Consider the following 18,061-nt stretch of genomic DNA (forward strand, 5'->3'; position numbering starts at 1 on the left):
CCCCGTCGACCGGGTGCACCGCCCTACGCGGAGGGCAGCTCCTTCAACTGGATGTTGCGGAAGGACACATGGTCATCGGCACCGTGGTTCTGCAGGCCGATGTATCCGTTCTTCAGGCTCCGCACCGGATCGGTGTTGGTGAAGTCGTTGATCTTCACCCCGTTGAGGAAGACCCGAAGACGCTCGCCCTGGACCTTGATCTCGTAGCTGTTCCACTGGCCGGGCGGTCGCAGGGCCCGGTCCCGGGCCTGGAGGTCCGCCGCCTTGAAGGTGTAGACCGAGCCCGTGGTGCGGTCGGGTGCGTCGGTGGCGTCGATCTGGACCTCGTAGCCGTTGTTCACCGCGGACCAGGGGTCGTCGGACTCGGGGAAGCCGACGAAGACACCGGAGTTGTCGTCGCCCTGCAGCTTCCAGTCGAGCTTGAGCGAGTAGGCCCCGAGTTCCTTGGCCTGGTAGGTGAGCAGGCCCATGCCGCCCTGGGACCGCAGTTCACCGTCGACGATGTCGAACTTCCCGGGGCCGGCCTGCTTCCAGCCTTCGAGCGTCTTGCCGTTGAAGATCGACCGGTAGCCGGTGTCGGGCTTGCAGTCGGCCTTCACCTGGCCGGCCGCGTACCGCATGCCGCCGAGCAGGAGTTGACGGAAGGCCGGTTCGGCGTACGACTCCTTGGTGTGGCCGAGGCCGGTGTAGAAGGAGCGGCCGCCCTGGTAGCTCTGGCACCAGGTGATCGGGTGATCGCCCTTCATGGCGCCGCCGGTGTAGGTGGTCTCGTCGAGTGTGGCGAGGACCTTGGCCTGACCGCGCGGGTTGGTACGGTAGTTGTACCACTCGTCGGTGCGGTTCCACTCGTCGTCGAGGTGGGCGGTCGCCGGGTGCTTGTGGTCCTCGACGCGTACGGTGGCGGGCTGGATCGCGGGGTGCGAGGAGAAGTACGCCCCGACGAGTCCACCGTAGAAAGCCCAGTCGTACTCGGTGTCCGCCGCCGCGTGGACACCCATGTAGCCGCCGCCGGTGGCCACGTAGTTCTCGAATGCCTTCTGCTGGTCGGCGGCGAGCACATCACCGGTCGTCGACAGGAAGACGACGGCGTCGTACCGCGCCAGGTTCGCGGTGGTGAACTGGCGGGCCTCCTCCGTCGCGTCGACGGTGATGTCGCTGCCCCTGCCGAGTTCCTTGAGCGCGGCGATGCCGTCGGGAATCGCGTCATGGCGGAAGCCGGCCGTCTTCGAGAAGACCAGGACCCGCTTGGCGGTCTTGCCGACGGTGCTGTGGGTGAGCTCGAAGTCGTCCACGTCGTACAGCGCTCCGTCGCCTCCCTTGAAGACGAGGAAGAGCTCGGTGGCCTTCTTGGGAACGTTCCTCAACGGTACGTCGACGTCCTGGAAGTTCTCCCAGCCGCCGGTCACCGGCACCGGGGTCGAGCCCAGGAGCGTACCGGTCGCCGAGCCTGCCCGGACTTCGAGGAAGCCGCCGCTGCCACCGGACGCGATGCGGGCGGTGAGCTTGTTGGAGTCACCGAGGATGTATGGCGTGAAGGAGATCCAGTCGCCGTTGTGGATGTCGCCGACGGTCTTGCCGCCGTTGGCGGTCGCCTTGTCGTAGACCTTGATCCCCGACGAGGCGCTGAAGTGCTCGGCCTGGCGGTGCCGCGGCTGGAGCTGGGCCTGATCGTGACCGGACAGGGATGCCTGGCCACCGCCTCCGCCGTCCGTGTAGGAGGCGTCGATGACCCCGAAGATGTTGGCGTTCGGGTCGTGGCCGCCGTCGACGGCGGTCTTGATCGTGCCGGAGCAGCCGTTGGCGGTGGTGATGGGGTGACCGTGGCTGTCGTGGCCGAGAACGAAGCGGACCTCGACCTTGGAGCAGTCGATCGTGCCGTCCTCGGGATCGGTGACGGTCACCTTGAACGGGACGTCGTCGCCGAAGCTGAACAGCTGCCCGTCGCCGGGGAGTTTCAGCTCCACCTTCGGCGCGGTGTTGCCGACGGTGACATGGACACTCGCCGAGGCGGTCCGGCCGGTCGGGTCCTTGGCGGTGACGGTCGCCGTGTAGGTGCCGTTCTTCTTGTACGTGTAGGTGGGGCTAACGGCCGTCGAGGTGCCGCCGTCACCGAAGTTCCAGGCGTACGTCAGTGCGTCGCCGTCGGGGTCGACGGTGCCCTCCGAGGAGAACTTCACCTTGAGCGGTGCCGTGCCCGAGGTCTTGTCGGACGATGCCACCGCGTTGGGAGAGCGCCCCCCGGTGGCGTTCTCGATGCGGTAGAGGGCGGAGTTCGCGTCGCCGCCGAACCAACTGGTGCCGTAGTCGAGTACGTACAGCGCCCCGTCGGGTCCGAAGGCCATGTCCATCACCTGGGTCCCGGTCCACGGGACGGGGTTGATGGACTGGACGGTGCCGTCGGCGTCGTGCTTGATGGCCTTGATCCAGCGTCGGCCGAACTCTCCGGCGAAGAACTGCCCGTCGTAGGACTCGGGGAACTTCACGGGCGAGTCGAGGCCGGCGTCGTAGTGGTAGACGGGTCCGCCCATCGGCGACTCGGATCCGGTGCCGAACTCGGGTACGGATCCGCCGTCGTAGGGAATCCAGGCGGGCTGGGCGGGCGGGAGGTCGACGAGACCGGTGTTGTGCGGAGAGGTGTTCTTCGGGGCGGCGCAGTCGAAGGACGCGCCGGACGTCTTCGTCGCGAAGTCGTAGTCGACGTACGCGTCGTTGTTCCCGGTGCAGAACGGCCAGCCGAAGTTGCCCGGCTCGGTCACCCGGGCGAACTCGACCTGGCCCGACGGGCCCCGCTTGGGATCGGCCGCGCCCGCGTCGGGCCCGTAGTCGCCGACGTAGAGGATGCCGGTGGCCTTGTCGACGGAGAAGCGGAACGGGTTGCGGAAGCCCATCGCGTAGATCTCGGGGCGGGTCTTGTCCGTGCCGGGTGCGAAGAGGTTCCCGTCGGGGATGGTGTACGAGCCGTCGTCGGCGACCTTGATCCGGAGGATCTTGCCGCGCAGGTCGTTGGTGTTGCCCGCGCTGCGCCGGGCGTCGAACGCAGGGTTGCGGTCGGGGCGCTGGTCGATCGGGGTGTAGCCGTCGGAGGCGAACGGGTTGGTGTCGTCACCGGTCGACAGGTACAGGTTGCCCTGGGCGTCGAAGTCGATGTCGCCGCCGACGTGGCAGCACGTGCCGCGCGAGGCCGGGATGTCGAGGATCTTCTTCTCGCTGGCGTTGTCGAGAGTACCGTCGTCCTTCAGGACGAAGCGCGACAGGCGGTTCACGCCGTCGAACTTGGCGAAGTCGGCGGCCGTGCCGTTCTCGGGGGCATCTCCGGAAGGGGTGTCCAGCGGGGGCGCGTAGTAGAGGTAGATGGCTCGGTTCTTGCTGAAGTCGGGGTCGACGGCGACGCCCTGGAGCCCTTCCTCGTCGTGCGAGTACACGGGGACGGACCCCACCGTGCGGGTGTTCCCGCCGCTGTCGGTGAGACGCAGCTCTCCAGTGCGCGAGGTGTGCAGCACGCTGCGGTCGGGAAGGACCGCGAGGGTCATGGGCTCGCCGGTCTCGGCTGCGCCCTTGGCGAGGGTGACCTGCTGGAATTCCTCCGCCGCCGCGTCGGCGCCGGCCGGCGAGGACGGTCCCGTCGCGGCCGCTCCGGGCGAGGCGCCCAGAGCGAGGGTTGCCGCCGCGAGCAGGCCGCTGGTGAGCAGCGCGAGAGATGTGCGGGCGCGGAGCCACGTTCGGTTCCTGCTTCTGGCTCTTGTTCTGTGCACGAGTGTCCTCCGGAGAGTGCCGGTTGTACGGGCGGGTGCTGCCGTGCCGTGCTGCGCGGGGACTGCCGCGCGGGTCGTCCGGGGCCCGTGGGGCACCGGCGAGCCTAGTCATGTCATGTACACGATTTGGACGGTAGACCTGTTCGTCCAAGACCGAAAGCCCTTACGCATCGGTCTCATTGAACTTCTTCCTGCGCCAGGACAAAGCGGGATGAGGGCAGGGGCGAGCACGGGGCGACCGCGGAGCTCTCTCCTCTGCCCCGCGCCGCCCCCGGTGGGGCCGCGGTCAGTCGCCGCCCCCGAAGGCCGCGTCGAACGACGCCGACGGCGGCTCGAAGTCGTACCGCTTCAGCGTGGCAAGCGCTTCCGGGGCGCCCATCAGCCGGTCCATCCCCGCGTCCTCCCATTCCACGGAGACCGGCCCCTCGTACCCGATGGACCGGAGCATCCGGAACACGTCCTCCCACGGCACATCACCGTGCCCGGCCGAGACGAAGTCCCAGCCGCGCCGCGGGTCGCCCCACGGCAGATGGGAGCCGAGGCGGCCGTTGCGGCCGTCCAGTCGCCTGCGTGCCTCCTTGCAGTCCACGTGGTAGATCCGGTCCCGGAAGTCGTACAGGAAGCCGACCGGGTCGAGGTCCTGCCAGACGAAGTGGCTGGGGTCGAAGTTCAGCCCGAACGCGGCCCGGTGGCCCACTGCCTCCAGTGCGCGGTGCGTGGTCCAGTAGTCGTACGCGATCTCGCCGGGGTGCACCTCGTGGGCGAACCGCACGCCCTCCGCGTCGAAGACGTCGAGGATCGGGTTCCAGCGCTCGGCGAAGTCCTCGTACCCCCGCTCGATCATGTGCGGCGGGACGGGCGGGAACATCGCGACCAGGTGCCAGATGGAGGAACCGGTGAAGCCGATGACCGTACGCACCCCGAAGGCGGCTGCGGCCCGCGCGGTGTTCCCGAGCTCCTCGGCGGCCCGTCGGCGTACCCCTTCGGGCTCACCGTCGCCCCAGATCCGCGCCGGCAGAATTCCCTGGTGCCTTTCGTCGATCGGGTGGTCGCAGACGGCCTGGCCGACGAGGTGGTTGGAGATCGCCCAGCACTTCAGCCCGTACGTGTCGAGCAATTGCCGTCGGCCGTCCAGATATCCCGGATCGGACAGGGCCTTGTCGACCTCGAAGTGGTCGCCCCAGCAGGCGAGTTCGAGCCCGTCGTACCCGAAGTCCCGGGCGAACCGGCAGACCTCCTCCAGCGGCAGGTCGGCCCACTGGCCGGTGAAGAGCGTGAAGGGACGAGGCATGAGGGGGACCTCCTAGAGAGCTACGGGGGTGTGTACGGAGTTCTTCTCGGCGCTCTCCTGCACGGCCGCGAGCACCCGCTGCACCCGGAGCCCGTCCGCGAACGACGGTGCGGGGGCCGTCCCTTCAGCGATGGTCCGCACCAGGTCACGGGCCTGGTGGACGAAGGTGTGCTCGTAACCGAGGGCATGGCCCGGCGGCCACCACGCCTCCAGGTAGGGGTGCTCGGGCTCGGTGACGAGGATGCGCCGGAACCCTGCCGTGGCGGCGGGTTCGGTGTGATCGTGGAAGGACAGCTCGTTGAGCCGTTCCAGATCGAAGGCGAGCGAGCCGCGCTCGCCGTTGATCTCCAGCCGCAGCGCGTTCTTCCGTCCGGCCGCCATCCGGGTCGCCTCGAACGAGGCCAGCGCCCCGGACGCGAGCCGGCCGGTGAACAGCGCCGCGTCGTCCACGGTCACCGCCCCTCGCACTCCCCGGTCCGCGGCTCCAAAGAGCCCGGCCGAAGACCCTGCGAGGACCGGCCGTTCGCGTACGAACGTCTCGCTGACCGCCGACACCCCGACCAGCGGCTCCCCCGCCAGGTACTGCGCCAGGTCGACGATGTGCGCCCCCAGGTCGCCGAGCGCTCCCGATCCGGCGTGTTCCCGCTTCAGCCGCCAGCTGAGTGGCGATTCGGGGTCGACGAGCCAGTCCTGGAGATAGGTGGCACGGACATGTCGCAGGGTGCCGATCCGGCCGTCGGCGATCAGCTGCCTGGCGTAGGTGATCGCGGGCACCCTGCGGTAGTTGAAGCCCACCATCGCGACCTGGCCGCGGACCGCCGCGCGCTCCGCAGCCTCGGCCATCGCCTCGGCCTCGGCGACCGTGTTGGCGAGCGGCTTCTCGCACAGCACGTGCTTGCCGGCCTCCAGGGTGGCGATGGCGATCTCGGCATGGCTGTCGCCGGGGGTGCAGATGTCGACGAGCTGTACGTCCTCCCGGGCGATCAGGGCCCGCCAGTCGGTCTCCGCCGCCGCCCAGCCATGGCGGGCCGCCGCCGCGTCGACCGCTGCCCGGTCGCGTCCGCAGATCGCTGCGAGAGCCGGTTTCATGGGCAGGTCGAAGACGTGTCCCGCGGTGCGCCAGCCCTGTGAGTGGGCGGCGCCCATGAACGCGTATCCGACCATGCCGACTCCGAGCACCGGCGCACTCGTCGTCGGCCGGTTGGTCGGCGGCGGCGCTGCGGCCTCCTGATCCGTCTCTTCCCTACGGGCCATCCGGGCTTCCTCCTCGTCGGTCGTTCGATGGGGGCGGCAGAAGGGTCGGCACCCTCCCGCGGGGCGGCTCAGCGGAAGCCCGTCGGCAGGTACTGGTCGATGTTCTCCTTGGTGACCACGGCCGAGTAGAGAGTGAGATTGGTCGGGATCTCCAGTTCGGCCAGGCCCCCGACGCCCTTGCCCTGCGCGAGGGCGCGGGCCAGGTCGATGGCGGACGCCGCCATCGTCGGCGGGTAGAGAACGGTGGCCTTCAGTACGCTGTTGTCGGCCTTGATGGCATCCATCGCGGACTTGGCCCCGGCACCGCCGACCATCAGGAACTCGTCGCGGCCCGCCTGCTGGATGGCGCGGAGCGCGCCCACGCCCTGGTCGTCGTCGTGATTCCACAGCGCGTCGAACTTCTTCTGTGCCTGGAGGAGCTGCGCCATCTTCGCCTGACCCGACTCGACGGTGAAATCCGCCGCCTGACGGGCCACCAGTTGGACGTTCGGGTAGTTCTTCAGGGCGTCGGCGAAGCCCTGGCTGCGCTGCTTGGTGAGCTCCAGATTGTCGATGCCGGCCAGCTCGACGACCTTGGCTCCCGCCTTGTCCTTGAGCTGCTCGCCGATGTACGTGCCGGCGTTGAGACCCATGCCGTAGTTGTCGCCGCCGACCCAGCAGCGGTAGGCCTGCGGCGAGGCGAAGATGCGGTCCAGGTTGATGACGGGAATGCCCGCCCGCATGGCCTCCAGGCCGACCTGGGTGAGTGCCTTGCCGTCGGCGGGAAGGATGACGAGAACGTCGACCTTCTTGTTGATGAGGGTCTTGACCTGGCCGATCTGGGCGGCGGTGTCGTTGGAGCCCTCGGTGCTCTCCAGTGTCACCTCGGAGTATTTCGCTGCCCGCGATGTGGCGTTCTCGTTGATCGCGTTGAGCCAGCCGTGGTCGGCCTGCGGACCGGCGAAGCCGATGGTGACGGGCTTTCCGGGCTTGTTGTCGGCGGCAGGCCGGTCGTTCTGCGCGGTCTCCGACTTCTTGGGCTCGTTGCTGGTGCAGGCGGTGAGGAGGGCGCCCGCGGAGACGGCCGCGGTGCCGAAGAGCAGTCGTCTGCGGCTGGTTTCTGGCATGGCTGTCAAACCCTTCATCCGGTGCGTGACATGTCACATGGGGGCGTGCGGGGCGGTGCGGCGGTTCGGAGCTGCCGGGTCACCGGGCGCGCGCCCAGCGGCTCAGGTCTCCCCGTGCGCCGATGTGCGGCGCTGGACCAGGACGGCGGCGACGATGATCGCGCCCTTGGCGATCTGCTGGACGTCGCTCTGCAGATTGTTGAGCGCGAAGATGTTGGTGATGGTGGTGAAGACGAGGACTCCGAGTACGGAGCCGACGATGGTGCCGCGTCCACCGCTGAGCAGGGTGCCGCCGATGATCGCCGCGGCGATGGCGTCGAGCTCGTACAGGTTGCCGTTGGTGTTCTGTCCCGAGCCGGACAGGATGATCAGCATGAAGGCCGCGATGCCGCAGCACAGCCCGGAGAGCAGATAGAGCTGGAGCCGCTGCCGTCGTACATCGATGCCGGCCAGCCTGGCCGCCTCCGCGTTGCCGCCGACCGCGACCGTACGCCGTCCGAAGGTCGTGCGGTTCAGCACCAGCCAGCCGATGACGGTCACCGCGGCGAACATCATGACCAGGGGCGGAATACCGAGGATGTACGAGTCGGGCAGGCCCAGGTCGAGGACCGATTCCACGGTGACGAGCTGGGTCCTGCCGTCGGTGATCTGGAGGGCGAGCCCGCGGGCCGAGGCGAGCATGGCCAGCGTCGCGATGAACGGAACCATCCGGCCGTACGCGATGAGCAGCCCGTTCACCAGTCCGGCGCCGAGACCGACGATCAGCGCGGTGAACAGGATTCCCGCGAAGCCGTACTCCTGGGTGGCGACCGTGGTCGCCCACACGGAGGCCAGTGCCACCATCGCACCGACCGACAGATCGATGCCGCCGCTGGTGATGACGAAGGTCATTCCGACGGTGACGACACCGATGACCGACGCCTGGGTCAGGATCAGCTGAAGGTTTCCGGTGTCCAGGAAGGCGTCGGGCTCGGTGAATCCGCCGACGGCGATCAGTACGGCGAGAACGCCGAGAAGCGAGAGGTTGCGGACGTCCGCGCGCAGGCCGAAGGCGCGCGTGGTGCCGTCCTCCTTACGGGCTCCGGAGAACGGGGCGGGGGCGGGGGCGGCGGCCCCCTTGTCCGGACCGCCCTGCTGCGCCGAGGAGACGGGCTGCGTCATGACGTCGGGCTCCCTTCCATCACTAGGTCGAGTACGCGGTGCTCGTCGAGCTCCCCGGCGTCCGCCGTGTGCACGACACGGCCCTCGCGGAGCACCAGCACCCGGTCGGCGAGGCCCAGCACCTCGGGCACCTCGCTGGAGACGAGCAGGACGGCGAGGCCCTCGTCGGCCAGCCGGCGGATCACGGCGTAGAGCTCGGCACGGGCGCCGACGTCGACACCGCGGGTCGGCTCGTCGAGCAACAGGACCCGGCAGCCGCGCAGCAGCCAGCGGGCCAGGACGGCTTTCTGCTGATTGCCGCCGGACAGTGTGCGGACCGGCGTGTCCGGGTTGTCGGGGCGCAGGGAGAGCTCGCGGGTGGCGGTACGGGCCGCCCGGCGTTCGGCCCGGCGGTCCATCCAGCCGGCCCGGGAGAACCGGGACATCGAGGAGACGGAGACATTACGGGTGACGGATTCGAGCATCAGCAGGGCCTGCGCCTTGCGTTCCTCGGGGGCCAGGCCGATCCCGGCGGCAACGGCCGCGCGGACGCTGCCGGGCCGGAGCTGTTGGCCGGCCACGGTGACGCGTCCGGCGCTCGGCCTGCGGGCGCCGTAGACGGTCTCCAGGATCTCGGAACGCCCCGAGCCGACGAGTCCGGCCAGACCGACGATCTCACCTGGCCTCAACTCCAGGTCCACCGGGGCGAATTCTCCCTTTCTGGTCAGCCCCTCGACCTTCAGTACCGGCTCGGCCGCTGCTGCCCCCGAGCCGTCCGTGGTGCGTGGCGGAAAGACGTACTCGACGTTGCGGCCGGTCATCATGGCAACGATGTCGCGTGTCGGTGTGGACTTGGCGGGCAGCCCCACGGCGACGGCGCGGCCGTCCTTGAGCACGGTCACCCGGTCGCCGATCCGGCGGATCTCCTCCAGTCGGTGCGAGATGTACACGACGGCGACGCCGTCGGCGGTGAGGGCGGCGACGATACGGAAGAGGTTGTCGACCTCGTCGGGGTCGAGCGCGGCCGACGGCTCGTCCATCACGATGAGCCGCACGTCGTGCGAGAGGGCCCGCGCCATGGAGACGATCTGCTGTTGTGCGGCGGACAGTTCACCGACCGCCTGCGCCGGGTCGATCTCCGGGTGGCCGAGACGCTTCAGCAGGGCGGCGGCCGCCGTGCGGCCCTCGCGGATGCGGACGACGAAGCGGGCGGTGGTGGGTTCATGACCGAGGAAGACGTTCTCGGCGACCGACAGGCCCTCGACCAGGTCGAGTTCCTGGTAGATGGTGGCGATGCCCAGGCGCATCGCGGCGACGGGCGACTTGAGGGCGACGGGTTCATCGCGCCAGGTGATCTCGCCGCCGTCGGGCCGGTGGGCCCCGGCGAGCACCTTGATGAGAGTGGACTTGCCGGCACCGTTCTGCCCGAGGAGACAGTGGACTTCGCCGGCCTGTACCTCCAGATCCACACCCTCCAGGGCACGTACTCCGGGGAACGACTTGGTGATGCCGGACATGGTGAGCAGAGGTGGTTCTGGTGCCATGACAAATCCCCTCGGCGAGTGGGGTCTCCCCTGCTCGAACGCAGCCGAGAGCTGGGGGAAGGCCGGTGAGCGGGCAGGGCTGTACCAGGTACGGTGGTGCGAGTGTTCCGGGACGTCCGAGGCTTCCGGGGTGTCCGGGGTGTCCGGGGTTTCTCTGCGTTTCGGTACTTCGGCACTTGGCTGCTTCGGAACTTCGGAGCTTCGGAGCTTCGGAGCGTGCCTACGTTTGCTGGTGTGGGCTGCCTATGCGCTGCCGGCCCGCGGTCAGGCCGGTGAGAACAGATGGTCGCTGATGAGCCGGGCGGCGCCGATCACTCCGGCGGCCGGTCCCAACTCGCCCAGCACGATGGGGAGATTGCCGGTGGCCAGCGGCAGCGACTGCCGGTAGACCTGGGTCCTGACGCTGGCGAGGAGCGTGTGCCCGAGGCCGGTCACACCGCCTCCAATCACCACCAGCCCGGGATTGAAGAAGCTGACGAGTCCCGCGATGACCTGGCCGACCCGGTTGCCGCCTTCGCGGATCAGGTCGAGCGAGGTGGCATCGCCGGCGGCCGCGGCGGCGGCCACATCGGCGGCGGTGAGCTGTCCGGCGGCCTCCAGCCGGCCCGCGAGCTCCGCCGACTGCCCGGCACGCGCCGCGTCCTCGGCGTCGCGGGCGAGCGCGGCACCGCTGAAGTGGGCTTCCAGACACCCCCGGTTGCCACAGGCGCAGGCGCGTCCTTCGGGTTCGACCTGGATGTGGCCGATGTCTCCGGCGCTGCCCGTCGTACCGCGGTGGACCTCACCGCCGACGACGATGCCGCAGCCGATGCCCGTACCGATCTTGACGCAGAGGAAGTCGCCGACCGAACGCGCCACCCCTGCGTGCTGCTCCCCCATGGCCATCAGGTTCACGTCGTTGTCGACCATGACGGGGCAGCCCAGCTCCTGGCTGAGCGCCTCGCGGACCGGGAAGCCGTCCCAGCCGGGCATGATCGGGGGCGCGACCGGCACGCCTTCGGGGAAGCGGACCGGGCCCGGCACACCGATGCCCGCGCCGTCGAAGCCTTCGGCGAGGCCGGAGGCCCGGAGCTTGGCCGCCATGGCCAGCACCTGCTCGAAGATGGCGACGGGCCCTTCGCGTACGTCCATGGGATGGTTGAGGTGACCCAGGACCTCCAACTCGGCGTTGGTGACTGCCACATCGACGGATGTGGCACCGATGTCGACGCCGAGGAACCGCAGCTGCGGGGCGAGCCGGATGTTGTGCGAGCGACGCCCTCCGCGGGATGCGGCGAGTCCGTCGGCCACGACAAGTCCGGTCTCCAGCAGCCTGTCCACCTCGACGGCGAGCTTGGAGCGGGAGAGATCGACCTGATCCCCCAGCTGTGCCCGTGAGTTGGGCCCGCCGTCGCGCAACAGCCGGAGCAGTCGCGCCTGATGCGCATTCGCGGGTCGTGCCGTCATACGTCTCACGCACCCCTCCCGCCGCATCGGCCTGTCCGTCGGGCTTTCGAGGGGAACGTAGCAGCGGTTGCCGGGAGTGGGAAGAAGTTGCGCAGCAATCCACTACAACTTTCTCCACACCGAGGACAAAGCCGTTCCTCCGGCCGACGGCCGGCGGTGAGCGCGGCGGGAGCGGACCGAGCGGAAATCAGCGGTGCCGGAACGGGCCGTCCAGCGCCGCCCATTGGAGCAGCATGATGGTCTTGGCATCGGTGATGGACCCGTCCCGGACCATGGAGAGGGCCTCCTCGAAGGGAAGTTCCACGGTCTCGATGTCCTCCCCCTCGGCCGCGATCCCGTACCCGCCGGAGGTTCCGGTCGTCGAGTGGTAGGGGGCGGCGAAGAAGTGCAGGCGTTCGGTGACCGAGCCGGGGCTCATGTAGACGTCGAAGACACGCTCGGGGGTGCCGACGACGTGCCCGGTCTCCTCGGCCGCCTCCCTGCGGATGGCCTCCTCGGGACTGTCGCCGTCGAGCAGCCCGGCGGCGGCCTCGATCAGCATCCCGTCGTGGTGCCCGTTGACGTAGGCGGGCAGCCTGAACTGACGGGTCAGCAGAACGGCGCGGCGGTCGGGGTGGTAGAGCAGGATCGTGGCACCGTCGCCCCGGTCGTACGTCTCCCGCTGCTCCCGGCTCCAGTGACCGTCACCGTGCTGGTAGTCGAAAGTCGTTCTGCGCAGGACGTACCAGTCGCAGGACAGCACCTCCACGTCCCTGATCCGCACGCGCGGATTGCCGGTCAGGTCGCGCCCCTGCCGGTCCAGGCCGGTGCGGCCGCGACGGTCGGGGGTGTCCAGTCCTGCGGTCATGGTGTGCGCTCCTCGTGGTGGATCGGGTTCAGGCGAGGACGGTCCGGACGCCCGCGTCGCGCAGGGCCGCCAGCGTCAGCGGGCCGTTGGGGTGGGTGGCGGCGTCCCGGGCCGCGCTGTCGGTGACGAACGCGTCCACCGCGCCCACGGCAGCGACCTGACTGAACGCGCGCACTCCGAGCTTGGTCGCGTCCGCGACGGCGACGGTCCGGTCCGACTGCGCGAGCGCGGCCCGTTTGACGGCCGCGTCGTCGAGCGAGAACTCCGACCAGCCGTACTCGGCGTGCACACCACCGATGGACAGTACGAAGCAGTCGAAGGCCAGCGCTTCGATGGTGCGCAGGGCCAGCGGGCCGACCAGTGAACGTTCGCCGGGACGTGACCGGCCGCCGACGACCAGCAGTTCGATCCCGGGCCGGTCCGCCAGGCGGGCCGCGGCCTGAAGACTGAGCACCGCCACCGTCAGGGGCGCCCGTGCGGCCAGCTGCTCGGCGACATGCACCGTGGTGGTTCCCGCGTCGAGAAGCACCCGCGAGCCCGGCTCGACCATCGCGGCGACGGCCACGCCGAGCCGGTTCTTCGTCGCGGCCTGCCACGGCTCACGGGCCGAGAAGCCCGCGCCCTCCTCCCGAGCGCGCGTGGCGACCGCACCGCCGTGCACCCTGCGCACCAGCCCCTGCCGCTCCAGCGCGTCGAGGTCCCGGCGGACGGTCATTTCGGAGACCCCGAGGCGATGGGAGAGCTCCGACACGGAGACCCGGTCGGAGCCCTGCACCAATCGCAGGGTCAGGTCCAGACGATTGGCGACACCCATGACCCATTTCTAACATGGTGATGTTCATTTGAACATCCATATATGCGAATACCTGAGCGCCATCAGAGCGGCCGGGTGACACGAAAGGCGGAAGGGCGGTGTGCCACGCGGAGGACGGTGCGCCACGCACGGAAGGGCCGGGGCCTCAGGCCCCGGCCCCGCCACTCAGGGACAGCGGATCACCTGACCCGCGTACGAGAGATTCCCGCCGAAGCCGAAAAGCAGCACCGGCGCGCCGCTGTGGATCTCGCCGCGCTCCACCAGCTTGGACAGGGCCATCGGAATCGAGGCCGCGGACGTGTTGCCGGATTCCACGACATCCCGGGCAATGACCGCGTTCACCGCGCCGATCTTCCTGGCGACAGGTTCGATGATCCTCAGATTGGCCTGATGCAGCACGACCGCGGCCAGGTCCTCCGGGGCGACCCCGGCCTTTTCGCACACCTTGCGCGCGATGGGCGGCAGCTGCGTGGTGGCCCACCTGTATACGGACTGCCCTTCCTGCGCGAAACGCGGGGGCGTTCCCTCGATCCGTACCGCGTTGCCCATCTCCGGCACCGACCCCCACAGCACGGGGCCGATCCCGGGCCGGTCCCCGCCGTCCGGGTCCGCGACGACGACCGCCGCACCGGCGCCGTCACCGAGCAGGACACAGGTGCTGCGGTCGGTCCAGTCCGCGATGTCCGCCATCTTGTCGGCGCCGATGACGAGGACGCGCTCGGCCGAGCCCGCCCGGATCGCATGGTCGGCGGTGGCGAGGGCGTGGGTGAATCCGGAGCAGACCACGTTGATGTCCATCACCGCGGGCGACCCCATACCGAGCCGGGCGGCCACCCGCGCCGACATGCTCGGCGAACGGTCGATCGCCGTGGAGGTGGCGACCAGCACCAGATCGACCTCCGCGGGCTGCAGCCCCGCCGCGGCGAGCGCCTTGCCCCCCGCGTACGCGGCCATCTCGTCCACCGGCTCGTCAGGGCCGCCCACATGGCGGGTCTTGATACCGACGCGACTGGTGATCCACTCGTCACTGGTGTCGACCATGGCCGCCAGATCGTCGTTGGTGAGCACCTTGGCGGGCTGATAGTGGCCGAGCGCCACGACACGTGAGCCGGTCATGTACGGGGTCCCCTCGCTACGTATGGCAGGAACCATCCAGTCTTGGTCGCTACCGACCGGTACAGGGGCACGTGTTCCCACAGGAATAGCACTCGGTCGTTGGAGGCTTGGCGACAGTGTTGACCGCACGAAACACATACTGTAGGCAAAGTTCTGTCGTCGTGGGCATCGCCTCCGTTCTCCCACCCGGCTCGCTCCCCCTGCGCGATGGCGCGGCCGGAGGCTTCATGCGCCCGGCGCACTCGGCATCTCCCGCCCTTCGAGGAACAGCGGCATCCGGGACCCGGTACGGGCCGGCCCGGACGGAGACCGCGACCAACCGTGCGCACTGCGGTACCGGCTGCAATGTCACACTCCACGTGCAGGACAATGTGATCGTCGAGGTCGCCTCTCCGCACAGACATCCGGTGGCCCACGGCAATCTCCGCATCAAGGGCCGGTTCGGCTTCCACCACGTACAGAATCGGGTTCAGCCGCTATGGGACGGGTCACCGAGCGCCGCCGCATCATCCGCATCCGGGACGGGGCCGTCTCCACACGCCCCGACACGCTCGTCGCCGAGGAGCCCCTGGAAATCCGGCTGAACGGCAGGCCGCTCGCCATCACGATGCGCACACCGGGCGACGACTTCGCGCTGGCGGCGGGCTTCCTGGTGAGCGAGGGCGTGATCGGCGACGGCTCCGAGGTGCGCTCGATCGTCTACTGTGCCGGGGCCACGGCGGACGGCACGAACACGTACAACGTGGTGGATGTGAAGCTCGCGCCCGGCGTCGCGGTCCCCGACATCACCCTCGAACGCAATGTGTACACCACGTCCTCCTGCGGGCTGTGCGGCAAGGCGAGCCTCGACGCGGTACGCACCACGACCCGGCATCCGATCGCCGACACTCCCCCGGTCCGGGTCGAACCCGCCCTGCTCGCCGCCCTCCCCGACCGGCTGCGGGCAGCGCAACAGGTCTTCGACCGGACCGGTGGCCTGCACGCGGCGGCACTGTTCTCCGAGAGGGGCGAACTGCTCGACATCCGGGAGGACGTCGGCCGGCACAACGCGGTCGACAAGCTGGTCGGCCGGGTCCTCACCGACGGCCGGCTGCCTCTGTCGCGGGCGATTCTGCTGGTGTCGGGACGGGCCTCGTTCGAGCTGGCCCAGAAGGCGGTGATGGCCGGGATCCCGCTGCTCGCCTCGGTCTCGGCTCCGTCGTCCCTCGCCGTGGACCTGGCGGCCGAGACCGGACTGACCCTGGTCGGTTTTCTGCGGGGTCCGTCCATGAACGTGTACGCGGGTGAGCACCGCATCGCTCTGGAGGCGGCTCCCGGCCAGGACTGACGCACCCCACCCGTCCGCAGGGGGTAGGGTCGGCCGGCGAGAACGCCCCCTGCTCCGGTCGGCCCCACCCCCGCCCGGGATCCGTCTTCAGCTCACCGCGGCCGGCTCCCGCGGCACCGCGCCGTTCTCCTGGTTCTCCTCCCGCGGGTCGCGCGAACGGCGCTTGGCGATCACCGCGCACACCATCAGCTGCATCTGATGGAAGAGCATCAGCGGCAGCACGGCGAGGGATGCCTGCGCCCCGAACAGGACGCTCGCCATCGGCAGCCCGGAGGCCAGGCTCTTCTTCGAGCCGGCGAACTGGATGGCGATCCGGTCCTCCCGGTCGAAGCCGAGCCACTTCGCCCCGTACCAGGTCAGCGCGAGCATCAGCGCGAGCAGTAGCACTTCGGCACCGAGCAGTGCACCCAGCCTCGCGGGGGTGACCTGGTGCCAGATACCCGCGACCATGCCCTCGCTGAACGCCGTGTAGACGACGAGCAGGATCGAGCCGCGGTCGACATGGCCGAGGACCTTCTTGTGGCGGGTGATGAAGCCGCCGATCCAGCGGCGCAGCAGCTGCCCCACGACGAACGGCAGCAGCAGCTGGACCCCGATCCTCAGCAGCGCGTCAGCCGAGAATCCGTCGCCGCTGTTGCCGAGCAGCGCCGCGGCGAGCAACGGGGTGAGGAAGATCCCGGCGATCGAGGAGAAGGAACCCGCGCAGATCGCCGCGGGCACGTTGCCGCGCGCGATCGAGGTGAAGGCGATCGACGACTGGATGGTCGAGGGAACGAAGCAGAGGAAGAGGAAGCCGCTGTAGAGCTGCGGGGTCAGGACGTACGGCACCAGCCCCCTGCCCGCCAGTCCGAGCAGCGGAAAGGCGACGAAGGTACAGACCAGTACGGTGAGGTGGAGCCGCCAGTGCCTGAGGCCCTCGAGTGCCTCGGCAGTGGAGAGCCGGGCGCCGTACAGGAAGAAGAGCAGGGCGACCGCTCCGGTCGACGCGCCGCCCGCCACATCCGCGACGGGTCCCGACGCCGGCAGTATCGCCGCGAGTACGACCGTGCCGATCAGCGCCATGATGTACGGGTCGATCGGCAGCCAGGACGGCAGTTTCGGGGTGCGGCGGCTCATCTGCTCCACATGTTCTCTTGGTTCCGGTCGTACCCTGCCCATCCTGCTCTTGACCGAGGCCATCGGGAATCCCGCATGCCGCTCTCACTGTCATCGCGTTCCGCGATAGCCTGGCCCCATGTACGACCCCGTGCAGCTCCGTACCTTTCTCGCCGTCGCCCAGACCCTGAGCTTCACGCAGGCCGCCCGCCGGCTGGGGGTGCGGCAGTCCACGGTGAGCCAGCATGTGCGGCGGCTGGAGGACGCGGCGGGGCGGCAGTTGTTCACCCGGGACACGCACCGGGTCGATCTCACCGTGGACGGTGAGGCGATGCTCGGTTTCGCCCGGACGATACTCGAGGCCCACGAGCGGGCGGCGGCCTTCTTCGCCGGCACGCGGCTGCGCGGGCGGCTGCGCTTCGGGGCGTCCGAGGATTTCGTGCTGACCCGGCTGCCGGAGATCCTGGAGTCGTTCCGCCGCGACCACCCGGAGGTCGAGCTGGAGCTGACGGTGGAGCTCTCCGGCACGCTGCACCAGCGACTGGCGGCGGGCCGGCTCGACCTGGTGCTCGCCAAGCGACGCGTCGGCGACACGCACGGGGAGCTGGTCTGGCAGGACGCGCTGACCTGGATCGGCGCACCACGGCTGCGGATCGACCCGGACCGTCCGGTTCCGCTGGTCCTCTTCCCGCCGCCGGGCATCACCCGGGCCCGCGCCATCGAGGTCCTGGAGGAGCACGGCCGGTCCTGGCGGGTCGCCTGTACGAGCTCCAGCCTGAACGGACTGATCGCGGCGGCCCGCGCGGGGCTGGGCGCGATGGCTCACAGCCGCGGGCTGATCCCGCCGGGCCTGGCGCCGGTGCCGGCCGGAGCGGGGCTGCCGGAGCTGGGCGATGTGGACTTCGTCCTGCTGCACGGCCGCCGCCGCAACGCGGCGCAGGAGGCCGCGGATGCCCTGGCTGCGGCGATCCTGGCGGGCGGCGACCGGCTGCTCCGGGGCGGCGGCGCGATCGGTTCGATCGGCGGCCGGGGCGGCGCATGACCACACGCCCGTACGGGAAAGATGGCCCGGCCCCGGCCCCGGCCCCGGCCCCGGCCGCAGGACCGACGCCGACGCCGGGTCCGCGCCCGCCCGGTCCGGTCCGGGGTGCACTTGCCCCTTCATGGGCCAATGGCCCCACAACCGCCCGGCCCAGGAGTGACCGCGGCGTACAGATTCGGTGGAGATTCCGGCGCGGGCCGCTTGCTCTGCGGTCCCCGTCGCGCCCGAGCCTTGCCCATCTGGCCGGTTTTCGGTGGCTGATCTGTGGCTATGGCCACGTGGTCCGC

At 69.8% G+C, this 18,061-nt stretch carries 13 protein-coding genes and 1 pseudogene; 3 read left to right on the forward strand and 11 right to left on the reverse strand.

All coding sequences use genetic code 11. From position 1 onward, the window contains the following. Positions 1-23 precede the first annotated feature (23 nt). The 10 genes from ACF08M_RS36940 to ACF08M_RS36985 form a co-directional block, all read right to left on the reverse strand. Positions 24-3,752 carry a ThuA domain-containing protein gene (locus ACF08M_RS36940; protein ID WP_392189677.1) on the reverse strand — a complete coding sequence of 1,243 codons (3,729 nt, stop codon included), beginning with the start codon at positions 3,750-3,752 and terminating at the stop codon, positions 24-26. A 286-nt stretch (positions 3,753-4,038) separates the two neighbouring features. After that, positions 4,039-5,043 (reverse strand): sugar phosphate isomerase/epimerase family protein, encoded by a 1,005-nt coding sequence (locus tag ACF08M_RS36945; RefSeq protein ID WP_392189678.1) that lies wholly within the window; start codon positions 5,041-5,043, stop codon positions 4,039-4,041. A gap of 12 nt (positions 5,044-5,055) precedes the next feature. Continuing rightward, positions 5,056-6,297, reverse strand: coding sequence for a Gfo/Idh/MocA family protein (locus tag ACF08M_RS36950; protein WP_392189679.1), 1,242 nt, complete (start codon positions 6,295-6,297; stop codon positions 5,056-5,058). 68 nt (positions 6,298-6,365) lie between these two features. Beyond that, the gene (locus ACF08M_RS36955) at positions 6,366-7,403 is read right to left on the reverse strand and encodes a substrate-binding domain-containing protein (RefSeq protein ID WP_392189680.1); all 1,038 of its coding nucleotides are present in this window, start codon (positions 7,401-7,403) and stop codon (positions 6,366-6,368) included. Between the two features lie 102 nt (positions 7,404-7,505). Further along, positions 7,506-8,564, reverse strand: a complete 1,059-nt coding sequence (locus tag ACF08M_RS36960) for an ABC transporter permease (RefSeq protein WP_392189681.1) — start codon at positions 8,562-8,564, stop codon at positions 7,506-7,508. Further along, positions 8,561-10,087: a sugar ABC transporter ATP-binding protein gene (locus ACF08M_RS36965; RefSeq protein WP_392189682.1), complete on the reverse strand. Its 1,527-nt coding sequence runs from the start codon at positions 10,085-10,087 to the stop codon at positions 8,561-8,563. The genes ACF08M_RS36960 and ACF08M_RS36965 overlap by 4 nt, the downstream gene beginning before the upstream one ends. Before the next feature lie 264 nt (positions 10,088-10,351). Then, positions 10,352-11,533 carry an ROK family protein gene (locus tag ACF08M_RS36970; protein ID WP_392189683.1) on the reverse strand — a complete coding sequence of 394 codons (1,182 nt, stop codon included), beginning with the start codon at positions 11,531-11,533 and terminating at the stop codon, positions 10,352-10,354. Between the two features lie 187 nt (positions 11,534-11,720). Next, positions 11,721-12,380 (reverse strand): NUDIX domain-containing protein, encoded by a 660-nt coding sequence (locus ACF08M_RS36975; protein ID WP_392189684.1) that lies wholly within the window; start codon positions 12,378-12,380, stop codon positions 11,721-11,723. Between the two features lie 28 nt (positions 12,381-12,408). Beyond that, a complete protein-coding gene (locus ACF08M_RS36980; protein ID WP_392189685.1) occupies positions 12,409-13,194 on the reverse strand; it encodes a DeoR/GlpR family DNA-binding transcription regulator in 786 nt (261 codons plus the stop codon). Between the two features lie 165 nt (positions 13,195-13,359). Then, positions 13,360-14,310 (reverse strand): beta-ketoacyl-ACP synthase III, encoded by a 951-nt coding sequence (locus ACF08M_RS36985; protein ID WP_392189686.1) that lies wholly within the window; start codon positions 14,308-14,310, stop codon positions 13,360-13,362. Positions 14,311-14,606: 296 nt separating this feature from the next. Between ACF08M_RS36985 and ACF08M_RS36990 the strand changes: the two are divergent. Together ACF08M_RS36990 and fdhD are read left to right on the forward strand one after the other, a co-directional pair. After that, positions 14,607-14,777, forward strand: a pseudogene (locus tag ACF08M_RS36990) (Fe-S-binding domain-containing protein); the annotation flags it as partial. Between the two features lie 11 nt (positions 14,778-14,788). Further along, complete coding sequence (gene fdhD / locus ACF08M_RS36995; protein ID WP_392189687.1) at positions 14,789-15,637, forward strand: formate dehydrogenase accessory sulfurtransferase FdhD; 849 nt, start codon at positions 14,789-14,791, stop codon at positions 15,635-15,637. 87 nt (positions 15,638-15,724) lie between these two features. Here the strand turns inward: fdhD and ACF08M_RS37000 are convergent, their stop codons facing one another. Beyond that, a complete protein-coding gene (locus ACF08M_RS37000) occupies positions 15,725-16,762 on the reverse strand; it encodes a bile acid:sodium symporter family protein (RefSeq protein ID WP_392189688.1) in 1,038 nt (345 codons plus the stop codon). Between the two features lie 109 nt (positions 16,763-16,871). Here ACF08M_RS37000 and ACF08M_RS37005 point away from each other — a divergent pair, with 109 nt between their 5' ends. Beyond that, positions 16,872-17,774, forward strand: coding sequence for a LysR family transcriptional regulator (locus ACF08M_RS37005; protein ID WP_392189689.1), 903 nt, complete (start codon positions 16,872-16,874; stop codon positions 17,772-17,774). Positions 17,775-18,061 lie beyond the last annotated feature (287 nt).

This window comes from Streptomyces sp. NPDC015032 (genome assembly GCF_043080425.1).
GTDB lineage: Bacteria > Actinomycetota > Actinomycetes > Streptomycetales > Streptomycetaceae > Streptomyces.

Coding starts and splice junctions, on each gene's coding strand:
- fdhD (WP_392189687.1), top strand. CDS start 14,789: ATGGGACGGGTCACCGAGCGCCGCCGCATCATCCGCATCCGGGACGGG.
- ACF08M_RS36945 (WP_392189678.1), bottom strand. CDS start 5,043: ATGCCTCGTCCCTTCACGCTCTTCACCGGCCAGTGGGCCGACCTGCCG.
- ACF08M_RS36950 (WP_392189679.1), bottom strand. CDS start 6,297: ATGGCCCGTAGGGAAGAGACGGATCAGGAGGCCGCAGCGCCGCCGCCG.
- ACF08M_RS36960 (WP_392189681.1), bottom strand. CDS start 8,564: ATGACGCAGCCCGTCTCCTCGGCGCAGCAGGGCGGTCCGGACAAGGGG.
- ACF08M_RS36975 (WP_392189684.1), bottom strand. CDS start 12,380: ATGACCGCAGGACTGGACACCCCCGACCGTCGCGGCCGCACCGGCCTG.
- ACF08M_RS36955 (WP_392189680.1), bottom strand. CDS start 7,403: ATGCCAGAAACCAGCCGCAGACGACTGCTCTTCGGCACCGCGGCCGTC.
- ACF08M_RS36970 (WP_392189683.1), bottom strand. CDS start 11,533: ATGACGGCACGACCCGCGAATGCGCATCAGGCGCGACTGCTCCGGCTG.
- ACF08M_RS36965 (WP_392189682.1), bottom strand. CDS start 10,087: ATGGCACCAGAACCACCTCTGCTCACCATGTCCGGCATCACCAAGTCG.
- ACF08M_RS36985 (WP_392189686.1), bottom strand. CDS start 14,310: ATGACCGGCTCACGTGTCGTGGCGCTCGGCCACTATCAGCCCGCCAAG.
- ACF08M_RS36980 (WP_392189685.1), bottom strand. CDS start 13,194: ATGGGTGTCGCCAATCGTCTGGACCTGACCCTGCGATTGGTGCAGGGC.
- ACF08M_RS37005 (WP_392189689.1), top strand. CDS start 16,872: ATGTACGACCCCGTGCAGCTCCGTACCTTTCTCGCCGTCGCCCAGACC.